Below are 19,116 nucleotides of genomic sequence, written 5' to 3' on the forward strand. Positions count from 1 at the left end.
CACGTTTCTTGCGTCGAGCGTGCCCCCGACGGGAAGAATCGACGGCATGCCACAGTTGACGGACGGTTTGGTCGCCGCCGAAAGGTTCACGCGGACAGCGCAGCCGGTGCTCGATACCGGCGATGGACTATTGCTCCGGCCGTGGACCGCTGAAGACGCGCCGGCGGTCCTCGAGGCCTACACCGATCCCTCGATCCAGCGCTGGCACGTCCGCAGCGCGGACTCCGTCGCCGAGGCGCGCGACTGGATCGAACGGTGGGCGGGGACGTGGAGCGCTGGCGTCGGCGCCCACTGGGCGGTCACCGAGGTCGCCAGCGGACGGCTGGTCGGCCGAGCCGCGCTGAAGGATTTCGAGCTGGACGGCGGGCAGGCCGAGGTCGCCTACTGGACCGCACCCGCCGCGCGCGGGCAGGCCGTCACGCCGCGCGCGGTCGCCACCCTGACGACCTGGGCTTTCGAGGTCGGGTTCCACCGCCTCCAGCTGAGCCACTCGGTGGCGAACCAGCCGTCGTGCCGGGTCGCCGCCAAGCTCGGCTACGCCCTGGAGGGGACCATGCGCAGCGCCGGACTGCACGCCGACGGCTGGCACGACATGCATCTGCATGCTCGCGTCGCGGACGGGTATCCGGCGGGCATGAGCGGACCAGAGCAGGACCGGACGACGGCCGAAATACAGCAGCAGGAACCGGACTTCGCGGAGGAGCACGCCAAGCCGACGCACGCCGATGAGCATCCGAAAGGGGCAGATCTCGAGACCGATGAGTCGACCCCCGATGGTCACGGCGGTATGGACATCTAGACGCGGCGGATTCGGGCCAGCCACGCCGCGACGTCGATGGGGCCGCCCTCGGGCACGCCGAGATCCGGCTGCTGCTCGAGAACGACTGAGGTAACCCTGCCGCGATAGTGGGTGCTCTGCAGATCCTCCAGTTCCCAACCGTCGACGAATGCTTCGCGGATCAGCGAGTCGCTGATCTGCGGCCCGAATCCGGGTCCGGCGTCGGACAGCGCGAGAATATTGACCAGCCCGCCCGGCTTGCAGAGCGCGCGCAGGCTGCGCACGTACGCTGCGCGGGCGTCGGGTTCGGTAACGAAGATGTGGAACAGGGCGCTGTCCACGATCGTGTCGTAGGCCGGTGAGTCGCCGCTGTCCCCGAGGGCGATGGCGTCGGCGACGTCGAACCGGGCCGCTGGAACGCCTTGTGCGGCAGCGTTACCGCGGGCGAACGCGACCGCGCTGGGGGACAGGTCGATACCGAGCACGTCATAGCCGAGCTTGGTCAGCAGGATCGTGTGTTCGCCGGCTCCGCAACCGGGATCGAGCACCCGTCCGCGAATCCAGCCGTCGCGCTCCAGCGCGATGATCGCGGGTTGTGGTTCACCGATAACCCACGGTGCGATGTCGTTGTCGTAGGCGGCATTCCAAGAATCGGCGGATCGAGTCATGACTTCCATGGTCCACCCTGAACGCGGGTTGAGGTCAACGATCGGTTCCGAAAATCGGTGGATCCCGAACAGGTCGCTCCGTAACCTCACCGCCCATGGTCTACGAACATCCGCTGGCCTACCTGCTCGGGCTGGAAGGCATCGTGCTGCTGCGCGCGTTCACCCTGGACGAAAGCTGAAGAGCGGCATGAACATCGACTATCAGTGGCGAGGTGTACTCGCCGACGACGAGGTCGTCGAACTGACGTTGTCCCATGGTGGCGACGCGGAGGCGGGCTGGTGGGACCGCGTACGCCGGCACAGCCTCGGCTGGATCACGGCTCGTTCCGGCGGCGCACTGATCGGATTCGCCAACATCGCCTGGGACGGCGCTGACCACGCCTTCCTGCTAGACCCCAAGGTGCGTCCTGACCATCAACACACCGGAATCGGCACCGAACTCGTCCGCCGCGCCGCCGGAGCCGCCCGTCAGGCCGGCTGCACCTGGCTACACGTCGACTTCGAGGAGCACCTACGCCCCTTCTACCTCGAATCCTGCGGGTTCCGGCCAACGGCCGCCGGCTTGCTGGACCTGCGCGACCGGCCGCGGCCCGGCGAGCTCGATGGTCGGCCGAAAACGCAGGCCTGAACCGGGTTCGAGTTCGCCGGGCGCCACGGGTCAGGCGACGGCGACCAGGCGGGCGGCGTTCGCGGCCTCGTCGTCGGCGGCCTGGTTGGCGGCCAGTTCGGCTTCGACTCGGTCGCGGTAGCGGCTGAGCTCGCACTCGGCCGTGTCCGCATCCCAGCCGAGCCGGGCACCGATCAGGAAGGCCACCTCGGGTGCGGCGATCAGGCCGCGGTCCGACGCCTCGATGGAGATGCGGGTGCGGCGGGTGAGCACGTCGTCGAGATGCAGCGCGCCCTCGTGGGTTACCGCGTAGACGATCTCGGCGGCAAGGTACTCCTCGGCGCCCGCGAGCGGTTCGCCGAGCGCCGGATCCTCGGCGATCAGCTCGAACAGGTCGTGCACGGCGGAACCGTAGCGGCCGAGCAGATGCTCGACGGTGGCCTTGGGCAGCCCGGCGCGCTGCGCGACGCTGTCCAGGTCGGCGGCCATCTCCTGGTAGCCGACCGCGCCGAGTAGCGGCAGCTTCTCGGTCACCGACGGCGCGATGGCGCGGCCGAGGCCCGCCACCGCGGCGTCCACCACGTCGGCGGCCATCACCCGGTAGGTGGTGTACTTGCCGCCCGCGATCACGAACAGACCCGGAACAGGTTCTGCCACCGCGTGTTCGCGCGAGAGCTTCGCGGTGTCACTGGACGCGCCGGACACCAGCGGCCGCAGCCCGGCATAGGTGCCGACGATGTCGTCGCGGGTCAGCGGCTCGCGCAGCACCGCGTTGACGTGATCGAGGATGTACTGCACGTCGGCGTTGCTCGCAGCCGGATGATCCTTGTCCAGCGACCAGTCCGTGTCCGTGGTGCCGATGATCCAGTGCTGGTGCCACGGGATCACGAACAGCACGCTCTTCTCGGTCCGCATGATCAGGCCGGTGTCCAGGTCCAGGCGCTCGCGCGGCACCAGGATGTGCACGCCCTTGGAAGTGCGCACGTGGAACGGGAATTCGACGCCGGTCATCCGGTTCATCTCGTCGGTCCATACACCGGTAGCGCTGATCACCCGGCGGGCGCGCACCGTGTATTCGCAGCCGGTCTCCAGATCGGTGACGTGCGCGCCGACGACCCGCTCGCCGTCGCGCAGCAGCCCGGTGACCTTGGTGCGGGTGAGTACGGTCGCGCCGTGCTGCGCCGCGGTGCGGGCGATCGTCATGGTGTGCCGGGCGTCGTCGACCTGCGCGTCGAAGTAGCGGATGGCACCGGTCATCGAGTCTTCGCGCAGCGCGGGCGCCAATTCCAGTGCGCGCGTGCGGGAAAGGTGCCGGTGCATGGGCAGTGCCCGGGCACCACCGATCGTGTCGTACAGGGCAACGCCCGCACCGATGTACGCGCGCTCCCACACCCGATGCCGCAGCGGCAGCAGGAACGACACCGGGCGCACCAGGTGCGGCGCCAGCTTGTTCAACAGCAGGCCGCGTTCCTTCAAAGCCTCACGCACCAGCCAGAAGTCGAGCTGCTCGAGGTAGCGCAGCCCGCCGTGGATGAGCTTGCTGGAGCGGCTGGACGTGCCCGCCGCGAAGTCCCTGGCTTCCACCAGGGTCACGCTCAGTCCGCGCGCGGCGGCATCCAGCGCGGCGCCGGCGCCGACCACGCCGCCACCGATCACCAGCACATCGATCTCGTCGTCGCCTAGTGCATCGACCGCGTCCGCGCGGTATCTGGGGTCTAATCGTGCTGACATGAATCTCTCCTTGTTCCAGTGATATTCGCGTCGGCGACTCAGTCGTCTACGTCTATCCAGTCGAGGGTGCGCGTCACGGCCTTCTGCCAGCGGGCGTAGCCGCGTTCGCGTTGCTCCTCGGTACCGGTGGGGTTCCAGCGCTTGTCTTCGTGCCAGTTCTGCACGAGTTCGTCGGTGCTGCTCCAGAATCCGACGGCCAGCCCGGCCGCGTAGGCGGCGCCGAGCGCGGTGGTCTCGGCGACCACCGGCCGCGACACCGGCACGCCGAGGAAGTCGGCCTGCAACTGCATGCACAGCTCGTTGGCGGTGACGCCGCCGTCCACCCGCAGCACGTCGAGCGGCACGCCGGAGTCGGCCTGCATGGCCTCGACGACGTCGCGGGTCTGGTAGCAGATGGATTCCAGCGTCGCCCGCGCCAGATGGGCGTTGGTGCTGAACCGGGACAGCCCGACGATGGCGCCGCGCGCGTCCGAACGCCAGTACGGCGCGAACAGCCCGGAGAACGCGGGCACGAAGTACACGCCGCCGTTGTCCTCGACCTGCCTGGCCAGCGATTCGCTTTGCGACGCACCGGAAATGATGCCCAGCTGATCGCGCAGCCACTGCACCGCCGAGCCGGTCACCGCGATCGATCCTTCCAGCGCGTACACCGGCTTGGCGTCGCCGAGCTGGTAGGCGACCGTGGTGAGCAGCCCGTGCTGCGACCGCACGATGTCCTCACCGGTGTTGAGCAGCAAGAAGTTTCCGGTGCCGTAGGTGTTCTTCGCCTCGCCGGGCCGGAAGCACACCTGACCGACCGTGGCCGCCTGTTGATCGCCGAGCACGCCCGACAGCGGCACCTCGCCGCCGAAAGGCCCGTCGGCCCTGGTCTTTCCGAACAACTCCGGATTCGACGACGGCGCGATGGCAGGCAGCATGGAACGCGGAATGCCGAAGATGGACAACAATTCGTCGTCCCAGTCCAGGGTCTCCAGATCCATCAGCATGGTGCGGCTGGCGTTGGTCGGATCGGTGACGTGCACGCCACCGTCCACGCCGCCGGTCAGGTTCCACAGCAGCCAGCTGTCGGTGGTGCCGAAGATCGCCTCGCCGCGCTCGGCCGCTGCCGCGACACCGGCGACGTTGTCCAGGATCCAGCGCAGCTTGCCGCCGGAAAAGTAAGTGGCAGGGGGCAAGCCGGCCTTGTGCCGAATCGTGTCGCCGTGTCCGGCGCGCTCCAGCTCGGCCGCGATGCGGTCGGTGCGAGTGTCCTGCCAGACGATGGCGTTGCAGTAGGGGCGCCCGGTCTTGCGGTTCCACACCACCGTGGTTTCGCGCTGATTGGTGACGCCGACCGCGGCCAGGTCGCTCGCCTGGAGATCGGCCTTGGTGAGCGTGCTCTGGATGACCGCGCGGGTGCGCTCCCAGATCTCGGTCGGATCGTGCTCCACCCAGCCCGCCTGCGGGAGGATCTGCTGGTGCTCGAGCTGGTGGCGAGCGACTTCGTTGCCGCTGTGATCGAACACCATGAAGCGGGTGCTCGTGGTGCCCTGGTCGATGGCGCCGACATACTGGCTCATCGTGGTCCTTTCGAAGAAAATTACTGAAAGAGAAGGTGACTCAGAAAAGGACCTGTGCGGCCAGCCCGGCGAGAACGCCGCCGAGCAGCGGGCCGACGATCGGCACCCAGGCATAACTCCAGTCGGAGTTCTTGCGACCAGGCGGATCGGTGGGACCCGGGTCGGCGAGCGGCGCGGCCGAGCCGCCGCCGACGGTCGCGGGCTCAGCTACTCGAACCGCCGCACCCTTGTGCACCGGCAGCAGCGCGTGCGCCAGCCGGGGCCCGAGATCGCGGGCGGGGTTGATGGCGTAGCCGGTCGGCCCGCCGAGCGACGCACCGATACCGACGACCAGCAACGCCGCGGCGAGCGGGCCCAGACCGGTCGCGGTGTGGCCCATGGCCAGCAGCACGATGACGAGGGCGAAGGTGGCGACCACCTCGGTGGCGAAGTTCCACGGCAGGCTGCGGATCGCCGGGCCAGTGGCGAACACGCCGAGCTTCTTCTCCGCGTCGGTCTCCTCGTCGAAGTGCCGCTTGTAGACGACGTAGGCGAGATTCGCGCCGACGAACGCGCCGACCAGCTGGCCGAGGAGGTAAGCGAGGGTGGTGGCGACGGTGACCTCGACGCCGGGGGCGTACTCGTTCGCGCCGCTGAACAGAACGCCGATCGTGTACGCGGGATTGATGTGGCCGCCCGTTTTGTACGCGACGTACACGCCGGCGAGAACGCCGAGACCCCACCCGAAGTTGATCAACAGCCAGCCGCCGTCGAATCCCTTGGATTTGGTCAGCAATACATTCGCGACTACGCCGACACCGAGTAAGACCAGCATCCCTGTGCCGAGTGCTTCACTCAGGAAGATCGAGCCGAAGTTCATCGTTGAGTCTCCGTTCGCCCGCGGTCGCCGACGCGACCCTGCGAAGTTCGACGTTACGACGGCGGCCCGAACCCGGACATAGCGTGCGTTCGACAATGCTGAACGGTGGGCCTGGCCGCCCCCGGCTGCTACCGCTACTGTCGGGCGGCCGAGGAAGCGGGCATGACGCACGTCACACAGGACCCCGGGGGTGTTGCTTTTTGTTCACCGCATGTTCGACATTGTCGAATCCGGCGGCTAGTTTCGGGACATGCCCGGTCCGATCCAGTCGATCGAGCGAGCGGCGGCCATTCTGCGGCTGCTGGCCCGCGGTGCGGGCCGACTCGGTGTCGGCGAAATCGCGGGCGCGCTCGGTCTCGCCAAACCGACCGCGCATGGCATCCTGCGCACCCTGCAGGGCGTCGGCTTCGTCGAGCAGGATCCGGCGACCGGCAAGTACCAACTCGGCGCCGCGCTGGTCCATCTCGGCACCAGCTACCTCGACGCCAACGAGCTGCGCTCCCGCGCCATCAACTGGGCCGACGCGCTGGCCGCGCGAACCGGCGAATCCGTCCGCATCGGCGCCCCGGTGGATGGCAGCGTCGTGGTGGTCCATCACGTATTCCGCCCCGACAAAACCGAACAGGCACTCGAGCTCGGCGAGTTGCTGCCGCCACATGCGACCGCACTCGGCAAGGTGCTGCTCGCCTATGACGCCGACCTCATGGCCACCCTGCGCGGCGCAACGCTGCCCTCGCTCACCAGGCGCACCATCGTCGATCGCACGGTGCTCACCCGCGCGCTCGCCTCGGTCCGGCAGGTGGGCTGGGCGGGCGACACCGAGGAGTATCGCCCCGGTGAGGCCGGCATCGCGGCGCCGATCCGCGCGCACGGCGGACTCGTGGTGGGCGCCATCGGCATCAGCGGGCCGGTCGACCGGCTCTGCGACCCGCAATTACGACACCGTCCCGCCCTGGTCGGGCACGTGCGTGACGCCGCCCATGCGGTCTCGCGAGATCTGGGCGCCGGACACTGACCCACTGACTCATGGCAGGAGAGGACGCGGATGACCCAACGGTTCGTGCTGGCGATCGATCAGGGCACCACCTCGACCAGGTGCATTCTGTTCGATCAGCGCGCTCGCCTGGTCGGCGTCGCGCAACGCGAGCACAAGCAGCACTATCCGCGACCGGGCTGGCTCGAGCAGGACGCGATGGAGATCTGGCGCAATGTCGACCGGATCGTGCCGCAGGCGCTGCGCGATTCCGGTATCACCGCCGATCAGGTTGCCGCCCTTGGCATCGCGAATCAGCGGGAGACCACCGTGGTGTGGGATCGCCGCACCGGCGCCCCGATCCGGCGGGCCATCGTCTGGCAGGACGTGCGCACCGAGGACCTGGTCCGCGAATACCAGGAAAGGCCTGGCGCGCACCGCATTCGGGAGCTGAGCGGGCTGCCGCTGGCCACCTACTTCGCCGCGCCGCGGCTGCGCTGGCTGCTCGATAACATTGCGGGACTGCGTGATCGGGCCGAGCGCGGCGAGGTGTTGTTCGGCACCATGGAAACCTGGCTGATCTGGAATCTGACCGGCGGGGTCGACGGCGGCCTGCATCTCACCGACGTCACCAATGCCAGCCGCACGCTGCTGATGAACATCGCCACCCTCGCCTGGGACGCGGAACTGCTGAGCTTCTTCGGCATCCCCGCGGCGATGCTGCCGCATATCCAGCCCTCCACCGCGTCCTACGGCACCACCCGTCGCGTGGTGCCCGGCATCCCGATCGCCGCCGCCCTCGGCGATCAGCATGCCGCGCTGTTCGGCCAAACCTGTTTCGCGCGTGGGGAAACCAAGTGCACCTACGGCACCGGCGGGTTCCTGATGATGAACACCGGCCGCGAGTTGGTGCAGTCCTCGCACGGCCTGCTCACCACCATCGGCTACCAGATCGGCGACGAGAAGCCGGTGTACGCGCTGGAGGGGCCGATCGCGGTGACCGGCTCGCTGGTGCAGTGGGTGCGTGACAACATCGGCCTGGTCGCCAGCGCGCCCGAGATCGAAACCCTCGCTCGCACAGTGCAAGACAACGGCGGCTGCTACATCGTGCCCGCGTTCTCCGGGCTGTACGCACCGCATTGGCGCAGTGACGCCCGCGGCCTCATCGCCGGGCTGACGTCCTATATCACCAAGGGCCACATCGCCCGTGCCGTGCTGGAGGCCACCGCGTGGCAGACCCGGGAGGTGGTCGACGCCATGAACGCGGACTCCGGTTTACAAGCCAGGGCGCTGCGCGTGGACGGCGGCATGACCTCCGACAACCTGCTCATGCAGATCGTTTCCGACGTGCTCGACGTCCCCGTCATGCGTCCGTTCAACGCCGAAACCGTCTCGCTCGGTGCGGCTTACGCGGCTGGGCTCGCCGTCGGTTACTGGCCGGACCTGGAGGGCCTGCGCAACAACTGGCGCCTCGCCGCGCAATGGATGCCGCAGATGGACCCGGCACATCGGGCGGACGAGTACGAGAACTGGCAGCGCGCGGTGCAATTGACGTTCGGCTGGTTGCGCTCGAAACGGCGGCGGGACGAAGCCGAGGCGCGCTGACGATTACCCGGTGACGCCGGCGGTGGCGACGGGCGCGCGCAGCGAGCCGGCGATGTTCGCACGGACCCGGGAAGCGGTCCGGCGCAACCGGCCACCCTTCAGGCCTGCCTCTAGCTCGAGCCGCAGCCGGCCATTGTGCAGCGCGGTACGCAAACCCGTTGTCGCGCCTGATATTTCGGCGACGGCGAGGGCGGCACCGGTCTGGAACTTGCGCTCCGAGGCGGTCTCCGGAGCGTCGTCGGAGGTGGCGATCAGGAAGCGGTCGGGCACCGCGAGCTTGTGGATGGTCCGCATGGTGAGCAGGTACTGACGCAGCAGCGACGCGCTGGTGTACGGGAGGTCGTACTTGTCGCACAGCGCGCGAACCCGTTGTGAGATCTCGGCGTAGCGGTTGCTCGGCAGATCGGGGAACAGATGGTGTTCGATTTGGTAGCACAGGTTTCCGCTGGCAAAGGCGAGAGTGGGCCCGGCGTCGAAGTTCGCGGTGCCGAGCATCTGCCGCAGGTACCACTCGGCTTTCGTCTCGTCTTCCAGCGCGGCGGGGGTGAACTTTTCCGCGCCGTCGGGGAAGTGGCCGCAGAAGATGACCACGTACGTCCAGGCGTTGCGCACGACGTTGGCGGTGACGTTGGCCGCCAGGGCGCGGCGCCAGCGCTTGCCGCTCAGTGCGGGGAACAGCACGTAGTCCTTGAGCGCCTGGCGCGCGATCTTCTTCAGAAAAGCCTTTGTCACAGTGGCCTTTTCGGCCTTTGTCTCGACCCGGTCCCGGGCCGCGTAGAGGCCGTGCAGGCCGATGCCCCACTCGAAAGTGGTGGCCAGGATCAGGTTTTGCAGCGGCTGCAGCAGATGGCTCGGGCGCCACTGCTGATCCCTGGTCACCCGCATCACGCCGAAGCCGATGTCGTCGTCCATGTCGATGACATTGGTGTAGACGTGATGGCGGAAGTTGTGCGAGTACTTCCACTGCGACGACAGGCCGACCATGTCCCACTCCCAGCTGGTGGAGTGGATCTCCGGGTCGTTCATCCAGTCCCACTGGCCGTGCGAGACGTTGTGCCCGATCTCCATGTTCTCGATGCACTTGGCCGCGGCCAGCGCCGCCGTGCCGAGCAGCCAGGTCGCCCTGTTCCGGTGCACCGCGATCAGCAGCCGGGCCGTGATGTCGAGGCCGCGCTGGAATCGAATGGTGCGCCGGATGTAGGCGGCGTCGCGGTCGCCGAGCGATTCGCTGACGTCACGATGGATCGCGTCGAGTTCGGAGCCGAGCGCCTCGATGTCTTCCTTGCTCAGGTGCGTGTACACGGCGATATCGGTGATAGCCATTGGTCCTCTTCGGAGGGATCGGCTGCGCAGGGCAGGAAAGGGCGGTCAGGCCGCCGACGCGGGTCGTGCTCGGCTTTGCTCAGGTGCACCGACCTCGATCTAGCCTCGACGCTACCAGCGTCTCGGACACCGCCACGGCAACAGCAGGAGGACGTCAGGACAACGGCACATGACCGCGGCGGATACCCGGGGCCGGGACACGACAACATCCCAGTGGAGCGGGATCATGCGCGGTTCTGTCGGCGGACGGGGTTGAATAGGGGGGATTGGCTATTCGCGGCCGATCGGAGGAGGCTCGACGGATGAGTCAGGAAAGCGGGCAAGGGTCCGGGCTGTTCAGCCACGACACCATTCCCATTCAGGTGTATACGCCTGCCGAAAGCAGTGACGTACATCATCAGCCGGTATTCAGCAGGGCCGAAGACGGCTCCGCGTCTGCTGTCGGGGAGGTCACTCCGCCGCACGCCTGACGCCGGACATGACGCGAGCCCCCGCATCTCTTCGAGAGATGCGGGGGCTCGCGTCGTTTTCGGGGACCCGACGACAGTCAAGTGAATGATACTTAGCGTAATGCAGGTCACTGACCAGCATATTTATCCAATATCTTGCGGCCGACGACGACATCATGTGCAATAAGTGAATATCCACTAGTCGCCGTTGATGGGAACGACATGAGCAGACGCGCCGTCGTCGCCGGGGTGGGAATGATTCCGTTCACCACGCCGAGCCGCAGCGAGACCTACGACGTCATGGGCACGAGGGCGGCGCGGGCCGCGCTACTCGATGCCGGCGTCGAGTACGCCCAGATCCGGCAGGCCTACGCCGGATACGTCTACGGCGACTCGACCTGCGGGCAGGCCGTGATCTACGGCCTCGGGCAGACCGGTATCCCGGTGATCAACGTGAACAACAACTGCTCGACCGGATCGTCGGCCTTGTTCCTCGCGCGCCAGGCGGTGGAATCCGGTGCCGCCGAGGCGGTTCTGGCCGTCGGGTTCGAGCAGATGCAGCGCGGGGCGCTGGCCAGGGGCTACGCCGACCGGCCGAGCCCGTTCGCGCGGTTCGACGAGGTGATGGACGAGATCCAGGAGCGCGACGAATCGCCCTTCGCGGCACAGATGTTCGGCGGGGCCGGGCGGCAGTACGCGGAAAAGTACGGCACCTCGGCCGAGACCTTCGCGAAGATCTCGGTGAAGTCGCGCAGGCACGCCGCCAACAATCCGTACGCGGTGTTCAAGGATCCGGTGACGGTGGCCGAAGTGCTTGCCTCGCCGCACATTTACGGCCCGCTGACCCGGCTGCAGTGCTGCCCGCCCACCTGCGGCGCGGCCGCCGCCGTCCTCGTCAGCGAGGATTTCGCCAGGGCCAACCACATCGACCCCTCGATCGTGATCAGGGCGCAGGCGATGACCACCGACTTCCCGTCGACCTTCACCGAGAAGGACATGACCAAGATCGTCGGCTACGACATGTCCAAAGCCGCGGCACAGCAGGTCTACGAGGCCTCGGGAGTGGCACCCGAGGACATCCGCGTGGTCGAGCTGCACGACTGCTTCACCGCCAACGAACTGCTCACCTACGAGGCGCTCGGGCTCACCCCGGCGGGCACGGCGGAAAAGTTCGTCAACGACGGCGACAACACCTACGGCGGTCGGGTGGTGACGAATCCGTCCGGCGGGCTGCTGTCCAAGGGGCATCCGCTCGGCGCGACCGGGCTCGCCCAGTGCGCCGAGCTGGTGTGGCAGCTGCGCGGCCAGGCCGAGGGCCGTCAAGTGGCCGACGACCTGACGGTGGCGCTGCAGCACAACATCGGGCTCGGCGGTGCCGCCGTGGTGACCCTGTACGAGAAGGTGAGTTGATCGAATGCCCGTGGACCAGAGCGTAATCGGCAAGCGGTTGGCGCCGAGCACGTTGACGGTGGAGGCCGGGCGGCTCCGGTTCTTCGCCGAGACGATCGGTGAGCGGAACCCGATCTTCACCGACCTCGACGCGGCGAAAGCCGCGGGTTACCCGAATCTCCCCGTGCCGCCGACATTCTTGTTCGGCATCGAACTCGACAACCCCGATTCCTTCAGCTGGCTGGCCGATCTCGGCATCGATCTGCGCCGGGTGCTGCACGGCGAACAATCGTTCACCTATCACGCCACCGCCGTAGCGGGTGACGTGCTGACCGCGACGCCGACCATCGGCAACGTCTACAGCAAGAAGGGCGGCGCACTGGAGTTCATCGAGAAGACCTCCATCGTCACCCGCGCCGACGGCACCCTGGTCGCCGAGCTGAAAACCGTGATCGTCGTGCGCAACCCGGAGGCCGCGAAATGACCGACCTCGCCGCCATCGACCTCGGCACCGAGCTGCCGCCGCTGCGGGTGCGGCCGATCTCGCGAACCACGTTGGCGCTGTTCGCCGGAGCGTCCGGTGATCACAACCCGATCCACATCGATCTCGACGTGGCGAAGTCCGCCGGGCTGGACGACGTGTTCGCGCACGGCATGCTGTCGATGGCCTACCTCGGCCGCCTGCTCACCGATTGCGTTGACCCGCAGGCGATTCGGAGCTATCGAGTGCGCTTCGCCGCGATCACACCGGTGCACGCGCAGCCGACCGCGACCGGCACGGTCGTCGCGATCGACACCGTGGACGGCGAACGCCGGGCCACCTTGAACCTCGCCGTCACGCTCGCCGACGGCACCGTCACACTCACCGGCGACGCCGTCGTCGCCCTCTGAAAGGATCTGCGGCACATGGGAACTCTGGATGGCAAGGTCGCCATTGTCTCCGGCTCGGGTCGCGGCATCGGCCGTGAGATCGCGCTGAAACTGGCCGGGGCGGGCGCGAAGGTCGTGGTGAACGATCTCGACGCCGAACCGGCCAAGGAGACCGTCGCGGCGGTCGAAGCCGCCGGCGGGCAGGCGGTGTCGTGCGTCGGCAGCGTCACCGAGGACGGGTTCGCCGAGCGTTTCGTGCAGACCGCCGTCGACGAGTTCGGCGGGCTGGACATCATCATCAACAACGCCGGTTACACCTGGGACTCGGTCATCCAGAAGATGACCGACGAACAATGGGACGCCATCCTCGACGTGCACCTCAAGGCGCCGTTCCGGATCCTGCGGGCCGCGCAGCCGGTGATCGCGGCGGCGGTGAAGCAGGCCAAGGCGGCAGGCGAGCCGGTGCCGTGCCGCAAGGTCGTCAATATCTCCTCGATGGCGGGCACCGGCGGCAATGCGGGACAAGCGAATTACTCGTCCGGCAAGGCGGGGGTGCTCGGCCTCACCAAGGCGCTCGCCAAGGAGTGGGGCCGCTACAACGTCACCGTCAACGCGGTCGCGTTCGGCCTGATCAAGACCCGGCTCACCGAGGCGCCCGCGGGCTCCGGCGGCACCATCGACGTGCAGGGCAAGGAGATCAAGGTCGGCGTGAACCCGAACCTGCTCGCCGCGATGGAGCAGATGATCCCGCTCGGCCGCGGCGGCACGCCGGCCGAGGCCGCCGGTGCGGTGTATCTGCTCTGCCTGCCGGAATCCGACTATGTCAGTGCGCAGACCCTGGTCTGTGGCGGCGGCTTCAACCTCTAGGACCAGGCACCGCCATGTACCTGACCCAATCCCTGCACCGCAATCTGCAGCAGAATCCGGATCGTCCGCTGACGATCTACCGCGACCGGATGCGCACCATCGCCGAATCCGTCGATCGCATAGCGCGTTTCGCCGGTGCGCTGGTGGCGCTCGGTGTCCGGCCCGGCGATCGGGTCGGCATGCTGGCGCTGAATTCCGATCGCTACTACGAATATCTGTATGCGGTGCCGTGGATCGGGGCGGCGGTCAATCCGGTGAACATTCGCTGGAGCCCGGCCGAGATCGGGTACTCGCTGCGCGAATCCGATACCAGGGTGCTGCTCGTCGACGACGCCTTCGCCGCGATGATTCCGGCACTGCGGCAACAGTTTCCGGAGTTGTCCTCGGTGATCTTCTGCGGCGACGGCGAACCGCCCGCCGACGTACTGCGGTACGAGACGCTCGTCGCCGAGCACACGCCCGTCGAGGACACCAGAACCGGCGGCGACACCCTGGCCGGCGTCTTCTACACCGGCGGCACCACCGGGCATCCCAAAGGCGTGATGCTCAGCCACGACAACATGGTCATCTCCGCCCTCGGCAGCACCGCCGGTGGCGAATTCGTGCGCCGGGGCGGCACCGTGCTGCATACGGCGCCGATGTTCCACCTCGCGGATATCGCCATGCTGACGGCGGGCAACCTGGTCAACTGCACTCACGTCATCGTGCCGATGTTCACCCCGGCCGGGGTCTCGCGGGCGATCAGCGAGCACGGCGTTACCAATGTGCTGTTGGTGCCCACCATGATTCAGATGCTGGTCGACGATCCGGCCGTCGCGGACTTCGATCTCGGCACGGTCGAGACGGTGACCTACGGTGCCTCGCCGATCTCCGAGGCGGTCCTCGGCCGGGCCCGAAAGGTCTTTCCCGCAGCGGGATTCACCCAGGCGTACGGCATGACCGAGCTGGCGCCGGTGGCCACGCTGCTCTCGCCCGCCGATCACGACAATCCGGCGTTGCGGCGCTCGGCGGGCCGCGCCACCCCGCACGTCGAGGTGCGCATCGTCGACCCCGACGACAACGAGGTGCCGCGCGGCGAGGTCGGCGAGGTCGTCGTGCGCGGCGACAGCGTCATGCTCGGCTACTGGAATCGGCCGCAGGACACCGCCGACGCCCTGCGCGGCGGCTGGATGCACACCGGCGACGGTGGCCGGATGGACGAGAACGGCTATGTGTTCATCGTCGACCGGATCAAGGACATGATCATCACCGGTGGCGAGAACGTGTATTCCGTCGAGGTGGAGAACGCCCTCGCGGCCCATCCGGCGGTGGCCGCCTGCGCGGTGATCGGCGTGCCGGACGACGAATGGGGTGAGCGGGTGCACGCCGTCGTGGTGTTGCTGCCCGGCGCGCAGGCCACCGGCGAAGAGCTGCGCGCGCACTGCAAAACGCTGATCGCCGGCTACAAGTCGCCGCGCACGGTCGAGTTCACCGACGCGTTGCCGATGTCGGGCGCCGGTAAGATCCTCAAGCGCGAACTTCGCAAGAAGTACTGGGATCCCAGCGACAGTCAAGTTTCCTGAGGGAGCGATATCGAATGGTGAACGGGCCGGGCGTGGTCCGTCCGGCCCGTGGCACCAGGCCGGCGAATCGGCGCGCACTGATCGTCGCCGCCGCCGCGGAGCTGTTCTGCCGCAACGGATACGCGAATGTGGGGATGGGCGAGGTGGCCGAGGCGGTGGCCATCGGACCGTCCGCGCTGTACCGGCATTTCCGTGGCAAGCAGAGCCTGCTGGCCACCGTGGTGGACGAGGCGTTGACCGCGTTCGCCACCGCGGTCGACACGGCGGCGCGCGAACCCGGCGACCTCGCGGGCACCCTGGCCGCGACCGTGCTGGCCCGCCGCGACGTCGGGGTGCTGTGGCGGCGCGAGGCCCGGCACCTGTCCGACGACGACCGGGCCGCGTTTCGCGCCCAGGCCAGGCAGATCGGTGCCCGGCTCGCCGAGATCATCGCCGCCCGCCGTCCGGAACTGGATCCGGCGGCGGCCGACCTGCTCGCCTGGGCCGCCTTGGCGGTCGCCAATAGCGTGTCATTCCATGGGCTCTCGCTGCCCGAGCCCGAATTCAGCACGCTGCTCGGCGAATTCATTACCAAGGTGATTTCCGCACAGACGCCGGAGCTGGGGGAGCGGCGGGATCGGCAGGTGGTGCCACCGCCGCTCGCCGCGCGCTCGCGTCGCGAAGCGATTCTCACCGAGGCGACCACGCTCTTCGCCGAGCGCGGTTTCATGAGCGTCAGCATGGACGACATCGGTGCCGCCGTCGGCATGGCCGGTCCCAGCGTCTACAACCACTTCCCGGGGAAGGTGGACATCCTGATGGCGGCCATCGTCCGTGGTGACGAATGGCTCCGCATCGATATGAACCGCGCACTCGCGCAGGCCGCCGATCCGCGCGACGGGCTCGAACGCCTGCTCGCGGGCTACGGCGCCTTCGTCTTCGAGAATCCGTACCTCATGCAGACCCTTGTCTCGGAGGCCAGACACCTCCCCGACGCGGACCGCAGGCGCGCCAAGGCCGCGCAACGCGCCTACATCGCCGAGTGGGTGCACCTGTTGCGCGGACTGCACCCCGACTGGGACCCGATCCCGGCCCGCATGCGCGTCCAGGCCGCGCAGTCGATGCTGAACGACCTTGCCCTGACTCCGCACCTGCGCGCGTTCCCCGACATCGTGTCCGCGTCGGCGGCGCTGGGCGCCGAGGTGCTCGCCCTGTCCGAATTACGCGGCGGTCCTGGATAACACCGCCACCTGGGTCATCACACCGCGTCGAACGCGGCGCGCTCGCCGGACCCGGGCCGCATCACCTGTAGCCACCAGGAGGCGAGCGGGCTGGGGTCGGGCCACACCACGGTGGGACCGGTGCGGGCTGGGGTGCTGGTAGGTGCTTGGGGGGAACGTGTGAAGTTGTCTGGACGGACCACGACGGAGGATCTCCTCAGAATCAAGACGTTGCGCGGGCACTCCGCGATAGCCGAGTGCCCGCAACGGCGTTACCGAAACTGTATGCAGCCGAACCAGTTTTCGCCGCCGGTTCCTGGCCGACCGGTGCAACGTCACATTCCGTCGATACGAGCCGACCGGCCCGTCAGCGGTCGATCAGGACGCCCACGGCCCGATGCCGCCGACCTTGTCGATCCGGATGCGGGTCAGCAGTCCGGGCGGTGCGTCGGCAGGCGGGAAGCCGGCATCGGGGCTGGCCAGGGTCTTGGCCAGTTCGGCGAGGAGCTCGGGGGCGCCGCCCTCGACGATGCGGGCGGTTCCGGTGACCGAGAGGTAGGGCCGCATGATTTCGCCACGCTCGGCCGACAGGATCGTCACCGCGACCCGGCCGTCCCGGCGGACGTTGCGTACCTTCTTGTATTCGCCGAGGTGGGCGGTGACGAGCTCGTCGCCGTCCGGAGTCGATTGCAGCGCCACCCACACCACGCTCACCTGCGGGCTGCCGTCCGGGTTGATCGTGACCAGCGTGGCGTCCGCGCCGGCTCCGATGAGCGCGCGAGCATCGTCGTCGAGTTGCATGCTTGGTTCTACCACCGGGTTGGCGCATTCATTCCCGGCCTGCGGCCGCGGTTCGTGTCGGCACGCTGTACTACCGTCGCTGGCATGCGGCTTCACGTGGGCTGTGCGATGTGGACGCACGCGGCATGGCAGGAATGGCAACCGGCTTCGGGGGACCGGCTGGCGGCCTATGCCGAGCGCTGTAACGCGGTGGAGGGCAACACCACCTTCTACGCGATACCGGCCCGGCGCACGGTGGAGTCGTGGGCCGCGCAGACCGCGCCCGACTTCCGGTTCGTGATCAAGCTGCACAAGTCGATCACGCACGAGCGCAGGCTGAGCGGCGTCGATGAGGAGATGCGGGCGTTTCTTTCGGCGATCGAACCGCTCGGCCCCCGGACCCACGCGCTGTGGGTGCAGCTGCCCGGCTCGTTCGGTCCGAACGATCTCGGCGCGCTCGCGCTGTTTCTGCGGCGGCTTCCCGCGCATTACCGTTCCGCGGTCGAGGTGCGCCATCCCGCGTTCTTCGAGAACGAGCGGGCCGCCAGGCAATTGGAGAGCGTGCTCGGTCGGGTCGGCGCGGAATGGATACCGTTCGACACCACAACGCTTTTCGACGGACCCCCGGTCACCGTCGCCGAGCAGGAGGCGTATTCGAAGAAGCCGCGCCTGCCGCGCCGGACCCGCGCGCTCACCGAGTTCCCGATTGTTCGGTACCACGGCCGCGACTCGACGGAGCGCACCGTCGAGGGCTGGCAGCCGTGGATCGGCACGGTCGCCGACTGGCTGCGCGAAGGTCGATCGCCCACCGTCTTCATCCACACTCCGGACAACGCGCAGGGCGTGACGCTCGCTCGCCGCTTTCACGCGGAGGTGGCAGCCGAGGTGCCGGAGCTGGCAGCGCTGCCCGAACCCGCGTCTACCGAGCCGATGACCCTTTTCTGACCCCCGAGGCGCCGTAGGCGACCGCGAGAATCACTACACAGCCGATGATTTGGACCGGCGCGGGTCGCTCGCCGAGGATCAACGCGCCGAGCAGCAGCGAGCCGACCGGTGTCAGCAGCAGCGCCGCGCCGATCGCGCTGGGCACCATGGGCGAATACCGGGCGACGAGCAGCCAGCCGATGGCCCCGTTGGTGAGCGCGGTGAGCGCGATCCAGCCGAGCGCCGCCCCGCCGATATGCAGCGTCGACGGGAACCCGCGCACCAGCGCCCAGGCGAGTGCGGCAACGGCGGGGACAACGATCGACACCGCGTAGGTCTGCAGGTTGCGTCCCCGTCTTCCGCTGCGTCGCAACAGAAACAGGAAGCCGGAGTAGCAGATGCCCGCCACGATGGCGTGTACGGCACCAGCCACCGGCGCCGGGCCGGTGCTGCCCTGCTGCAGGAGACCGCTGGCCGCGGCAAGGCCGAAGACCATCACCGGCAGCGCGAAAAGCACACGCCTGCTCGGCCTTTCGTGGTCGATCAGAAACGCGATCAGCGGCACGACCACCACCTGCACATTCACCAGCACGGTGGTGAGCCCGGCGCCCGCCTCGAGCACCGCCGCGCCCCACCAGAACATGTCGGCGGCGAAGAACGCACCGCACAGGAGCGCGAACCCCCACTCGCGGGCGTCGAGCAGACCATTGCGGCGGCTTTCCAGCCAGGCGAACACCGCGAGCACCGGCAACACCAGCGCACAGCGATAGAACGTCGACACCTCGGTCGGCGCGCCCGCCAACGCGATGAACACGCCCGAGGTCGAAACCATCAGCGCGCCAACGGCAATGCCGATCGTCGCGCCGGTGGTTCCGGTCGGCGCGACGATCTGGTGGGCGAGTGCCGCCGTCCGCTGCCCGGTCATCCCATGACTGTGGCACGGTCGGACCGGGATCGCGACGGAATATCGGGT

The 19,116-nt window shown here is 68.1% G+C and carries 20 protein-coding genes; 12 read left to right on the forward strand and 8 right to left on the reverse strand.

What is annotated here, in order from left to right; all coding sequences use genetic code 11:
* Positions 1 to 46 precede the first annotated feature (46 nt).
* Positions 47 to 799, forward strand: a complete 753-nt coding sequence (locus ACIBCN_RS41820) for a GNAT family N-acetyltransferase (RefSeq protein WP_396998086.1) — start codon at positions 47 to 49, stop codon at positions 797 to 799.
* On the opposite strand, the gene ACIBCN_RS41825 is transcribed toward ACIBCN_RS41820, so the two are convergent.
* Positions 796 to 1,446 carry a class I SAM-dependent methyltransferase gene (locus ACIBCN_RS41825; protein ID WP_396998088.1) on the reverse strand — a complete coding sequence of 217 codons (651 nt, stop codon included), beginning with the start codon at positions 1,444 to 1,446 and terminating at the stop codon, positions 796 to 798. The genes ACIBCN_RS41820 and ACIBCN_RS41825 overlap by 4 nt on opposite strands.
* A gap of 187 nt (positions 1,447 to 1,633) precedes the next feature.
* On the opposite strand from ACIBCN_RS41825, the gene ACIBCN_RS41830 reads away from it, so the two are divergent.
* Complete coding sequence (locus ACIBCN_RS41830; protein WP_396998090.1) at positions 1,634 to 2,074, forward strand: GNAT family N-acetyltransferase; 441 nt, start codon at positions 1,634 to 1,636, stop codon at positions 2,072 to 2,074.
* A 30-nt stretch (positions 2,075 to 2,104) separates the two neighbouring features.
* Here the strand turns inward: ACIBCN_RS41830 and glpD are convergent, their stop codons facing one another.
* The 3 genes from glpD to ACIBCN_RS41845 are packed head-to-tail and all read right to left on the reverse strand — an operon-like array spanning position 2,105 to position 6,202.
* On the reverse strand, positions 2,105 to 3,784 hold the full coding sequence (gene glpD, locus ACIBCN_RS41835) for a glycerol-3-phosphate dehydrogenase (protein ID WP_396998092.1): 1,680 nt from the start codon (positions 3,782 to 3,784) through the stop codon (positions 2,105 to 2,107).
* Between the two features lie 38 nt (positions 3,785 to 3,822).
* The gene (gene glpK / locus ACIBCN_RS41840; protein WP_396998094.1) at positions 3,823 to 5,343 is read right to left on the reverse strand and encodes a glycerol kinase GlpK; all 1,521 of its coding nucleotides are present in this window, start codon (positions 5,341 to 5,343) and stop codon (positions 3,823 to 3,825) included.
* A gap of 40 nt (positions 5,344 to 5,383) precedes the next feature.
* Entirely contained in the window at positions 5,384 to 6,202 is an 819-nt protein-coding gene (locus ACIBCN_RS41845; protein ID WP_396998096.1) for an MIP/aquaporin family protein, read from the reverse strand.
* A 250-nt stretch (positions 6,203 to 6,452) separates the two neighbouring features.
* Between ACIBCN_RS41845 and ACIBCN_RS41850 the strand changes: the two genes are divergently transcribed.
* Both ACIBCN_RS41850 and glpK (ACIBCN_RS41855) read left to right on the forward strand, forming a co-directional pair.
* Positions 6,453 to 7,217 carry an IclR family transcriptional regulator gene (locus tag ACIBCN_RS41850; RefSeq protein ID WP_396998098.1) on the forward strand — a complete coding sequence of 255 codons (765 nt, stop codon included), beginning with the start codon at positions 6,453 to 6,455 and terminating at the stop codon, positions 7,215 to 7,217.
* Between the two features lie 30 nt (positions 7,218 to 7,247).
* Positions 7,248 to 8,780 carry a glycerol kinase GlpK gene (gene glpK, locus ACIBCN_RS41855; protein WP_396998100.1) on the forward strand — a complete coding sequence of 511 codons (1,533 nt, stop codon included), beginning with the start codon at positions 7,248 to 7,250 and terminating at the stop codon, positions 8,778 to 8,780.
* Positions 8,781 to 8,783: 3 nt separating this feature from the next.
* On the opposite strand, the gene ACIBCN_RS41860 is transcribed toward glpK (ACIBCN_RS41855), so the two are convergent.
* Positions 8,784 to 10,103, reverse strand: coding sequence for a fatty acid desaturase family protein (locus ACIBCN_RS41860; protein WP_396998101.1), 1,320 nt, complete (start codon positions 10,101 to 10,103; stop codon positions 8,784 to 8,786).
* A 302-nt stretch (positions 10,104 to 10,405) separates the two neighbouring features.
* Here ACIBCN_RS41860 and ACIBCN_RS41865 point away from each other — a divergent pair, with 302 nt between their 5' ends.
* The 7 genes from ACIBCN_RS41865 to ACIBCN_RS41895 all read left to right on the forward strand — a co-directional run bounded on the left by ACIBCN_RS41865 (position 10,406) and on the right by ACIBCN_RS41895 (position 16,460).
* On the forward strand, positions 10,406 to 10,573 hold the full coding sequence (locus ACIBCN_RS41865; protein ID WP_396998102.1) for a hypothetical protein: 168 nt from the start codon (positions 10,406 to 10,408) through the stop codon (positions 10,571 to 10,573).
* 201 nt (positions 10,574 to 10,774) lie between these two features.
* Positions 10,775 to 11,962, forward strand: a complete 1,188-nt coding sequence (locus tag ACIBCN_RS41870) for a lipid-transfer protein (RefSeq protein WP_396998103.1) — start codon at positions 10,775 to 10,777, stop codon at positions 11,960 to 11,962.
* A 4-nt stretch (positions 11,963 to 11,966) separates the two neighbouring features.
* A complete protein-coding gene (locus ACIBCN_RS41875) occupies positions 11,967 to 12,425 on the forward strand; it encodes a MaoC family dehydratase N-terminal domain-containing protein (protein WP_396998105.1) in 459 nt (152 codons plus the stop codon).
* The gene (locus ACIBCN_RS41880) at positions 12,422 to 12,832 is read left to right on the forward strand and encodes a MaoC/PaaZ C-terminal domain-containing protein (RefSeq protein ID WP_396998107.1); all 411 of its coding nucleotides are present in this window, start codon (positions 12,422 to 12,424) and stop codon (positions 12,830 to 12,832) included. The genes ACIBCN_RS41875 and ACIBCN_RS41880 overlap by 4 nt, the downstream gene beginning before the upstream one ends.
* A gap of 15 nt (positions 12,833 to 12,847) precedes the next feature.
* A complete protein-coding gene (locus ACIBCN_RS41885) occupies positions 12,848 to 13,678 on the forward strand; it encodes an SDR family NAD(P)-dependent oxidoreductase (protein WP_396998109.1) in 831 nt (276 codons plus the stop codon).
* A gap of 14 nt (positions 13,679 to 13,692) precedes the next feature.
* Positions 13,693 to 15,240: a long-chain-fatty-acid--CoA ligase gene (locus ACIBCN_RS41890; RefSeq protein WP_396998110.1), complete on the forward strand. Its 1,548-nt coding sequence runs from the start codon at positions 13,693 to 13,695 to the stop codon at positions 15,238 to 15,240.
* A gap of 14 nt (positions 15,241 to 15,254) precedes the next feature.
* Positions 15,255 to 16,460, forward strand: a complete 1,206-nt coding sequence (locus ACIBCN_RS41895) for a TetR/AcrR family transcriptional regulator (protein WP_396998112.1) — start codon at positions 15,255 to 15,257, stop codon at positions 16,458 to 16,460.
* Between the two features lie 17 nt (positions 16,461 to 16,477).
* Here the strand turns inward: ACIBCN_RS41895 and ACIBCN_RS41900 are convergent, their stop codons facing one another.
* The gene (locus tag ACIBCN_RS41900; protein WP_396998113.1) at positions 16,478 to 16,642 is read right to left on the reverse strand and encodes a hypothetical protein; all 165 of its coding nucleotides are present in this window, start codon (positions 16,640 to 16,642) and stop codon (positions 16,478 to 16,480) included.
* 175 nt (positions 16,643 to 16,817) lie between these two features.
* Positions 16,818 to 17,240, reverse strand: coding sequence for a PPOX class F420-dependent oxidoreductase (locus ACIBCN_RS41905; protein WP_396998115.1), 423 nt, complete (start codon positions 17,238 to 17,240; stop codon positions 16,818 to 16,820).
* Between the two features lie 84 nt (positions 17,241 to 17,324).
* Between ACIBCN_RS41905 and ACIBCN_RS41910 the strand changes: the two genes are divergently transcribed.
* Complete coding sequence (locus tag ACIBCN_RS41910; RefSeq protein ID WP_396998116.1) at positions 17,325 to 18,164, forward strand: DUF72 domain-containing protein; 840 nt, start codon at positions 17,325 to 17,327, stop codon at positions 18,162 to 18,164.
* Here the strand turns inward: ACIBCN_RS41910 and ACIBCN_RS41915 are convergent.
* Positions 18,139 to 19,068, reverse strand: coding sequence for a DMT family transporter (locus ACIBCN_RS41915; protein WP_396998117.1), 930 nt, complete (start codon positions 19,066 to 19,068; stop codon positions 18,139 to 18,141). The two genes, ACIBCN_RS41910 and ACIBCN_RS41915, sit on opposite strands and share 26 nt — an antisense overlap.
* Between the last annotated feature and the right edge of the window lie 48 nt (positions 19,069 to 19,116).

It is taken from the genome of Nocardia sp. NPDC051052 (assembly GCF_044456045.1).
In the GTDB taxonomy this organism is placed as follows: domain Bacteria; phylum Actinomycetota; class Actinomycetes; order Mycobacteriales; family Mycobacteriaceae; genus Nocardia.

Bases quoted from the DNA above. Each gene is read 5' to 3' on its own strand.
- ACIBCN_RS41820 (WP_396998086.1), top strand. From the start codon at position 47: ATGCCACAGTTGACGGACGGTTTGGTCGCCGCCGAAAGGTTCACGCGG.
- ACIBCN_RS41910 (WP_396998116.1), top strand. From the start codon at position 17,325: ATGCGGCTTCACGTGGGCTGTGCGATGTGGACGCACGCGGCATGGCAG.
- glpK (WP_396998100.1), top strand. From the start codon at position 7,248: ATGACCCAACGGTTCGTGCTGGCGATCGATCAGGGCACCACCTCGACC.
- ACIBCN_RS41825 (WP_396998088.1), bottom strand. From the start codon at position 1,446: ATGACTCGATCCGCCGATTCTTGGAATGCCGCCTACGACAACGACATC.
- ACIBCN_RS41905 (WP_396998115.1), bottom strand. From the start codon at position 17,240: ATGCAACTCGACGACGATGCTCGCGCGCTCATCGGAGCCGGCGCGGAC.
- ACIBCN_RS41895 (WP_396998112.1), top strand. From the start codon at position 15,255: ATGGTGAACGGGCCGGGCGTGGTCCGTCCGGCCCGTGGCACCAGGCCG.
- ACIBCN_RS41830 (WP_396998090.1), top strand. From the start codon at position 1,634: ATGAACATCGACTATCAGTGGCGAGGTGTACTCGCCGACGACGAGGTC.
- ACIBCN_RS41870 (WP_396998103.1), top strand. From the start codon at position 10,775: ATGAGCAGACGCGCCGTCGTCGCCGGGGTGGGAATGATTCCGTTCACC.
- ACIBCN_RS41865 (WP_396998102.1), top strand. From the start codon at position 10,406: ATGAGTCAGGAAAGCGGGCAAGGGTCCGGGCTGTTCAGCCACGACACC.
- glpD (WP_396998092.1), bottom strand. From the start codon at position 3,784: ATGTCAGCACGATTAGACCCCAGATACCGCGCGGACGCGGTCGATGCA.
- ACIBCN_RS41890 (WP_396998110.1), top strand. From the start codon at position 13,693: ATGTACCTGACCCAATCCCTGCACCGCAATCTGCAGCAGAATCCGGAT.
- ACIBCN_RS41860 (WP_396998101.1), bottom strand. From the start codon at position 10,103: ATGGCTATCACCGATATCGCCGTGTACACGCACCTGAGCAAGGAAGAC.
- ACIBCN_RS41915 (WP_396998117.1), bottom strand. From the start codon at position 19,068: ATGACCGGGCAGCGGACGGCGGCACTCGCCCACCAGATCGTCGCGCCG.
- ACIBCN_RS41845 (WP_396998096.1), bottom strand. From the start codon at position 6,202: ATGAACTTCGGCTCGATCTTCCTGAGTGAAGCACTCGGCACAGGGATG.
- ACIBCN_RS41875 (WP_396998105.1), top strand. From the start codon at position 11,967: ATGCCCGTGGACCAGAGCGTAATCGGCAAGCGGTTGGCGCCGAGCACG.
- ACIBCN_RS41850 (WP_396998098.1), top strand. From the start codon at position 6,453: ATGCCCGGTCCGATCCAGTCGATCGAGCGAGCGGCGGCCATTCTGCGG.
- ACIBCN_RS41885 (WP_396998109.1), top strand. From the start codon at position 12,848: ATGGGAACTCTGGATGGCAAGGTCGCCATTGTCTCCGGCTCGGGTCGC.
- ACIBCN_RS41880 (WP_396998107.1), top strand. From the start codon at position 12,422: ATGACCGACCTCGCCGCCATCGACCTCGGCACCGAGCTGCCGCCGCTG.
- glpK (WP_396998094.1), bottom strand. From the start codon at position 5,343: ATGAGCCAGTATGTCGGCGCCATCGACCAGGGCACCACGAGCACCCGC.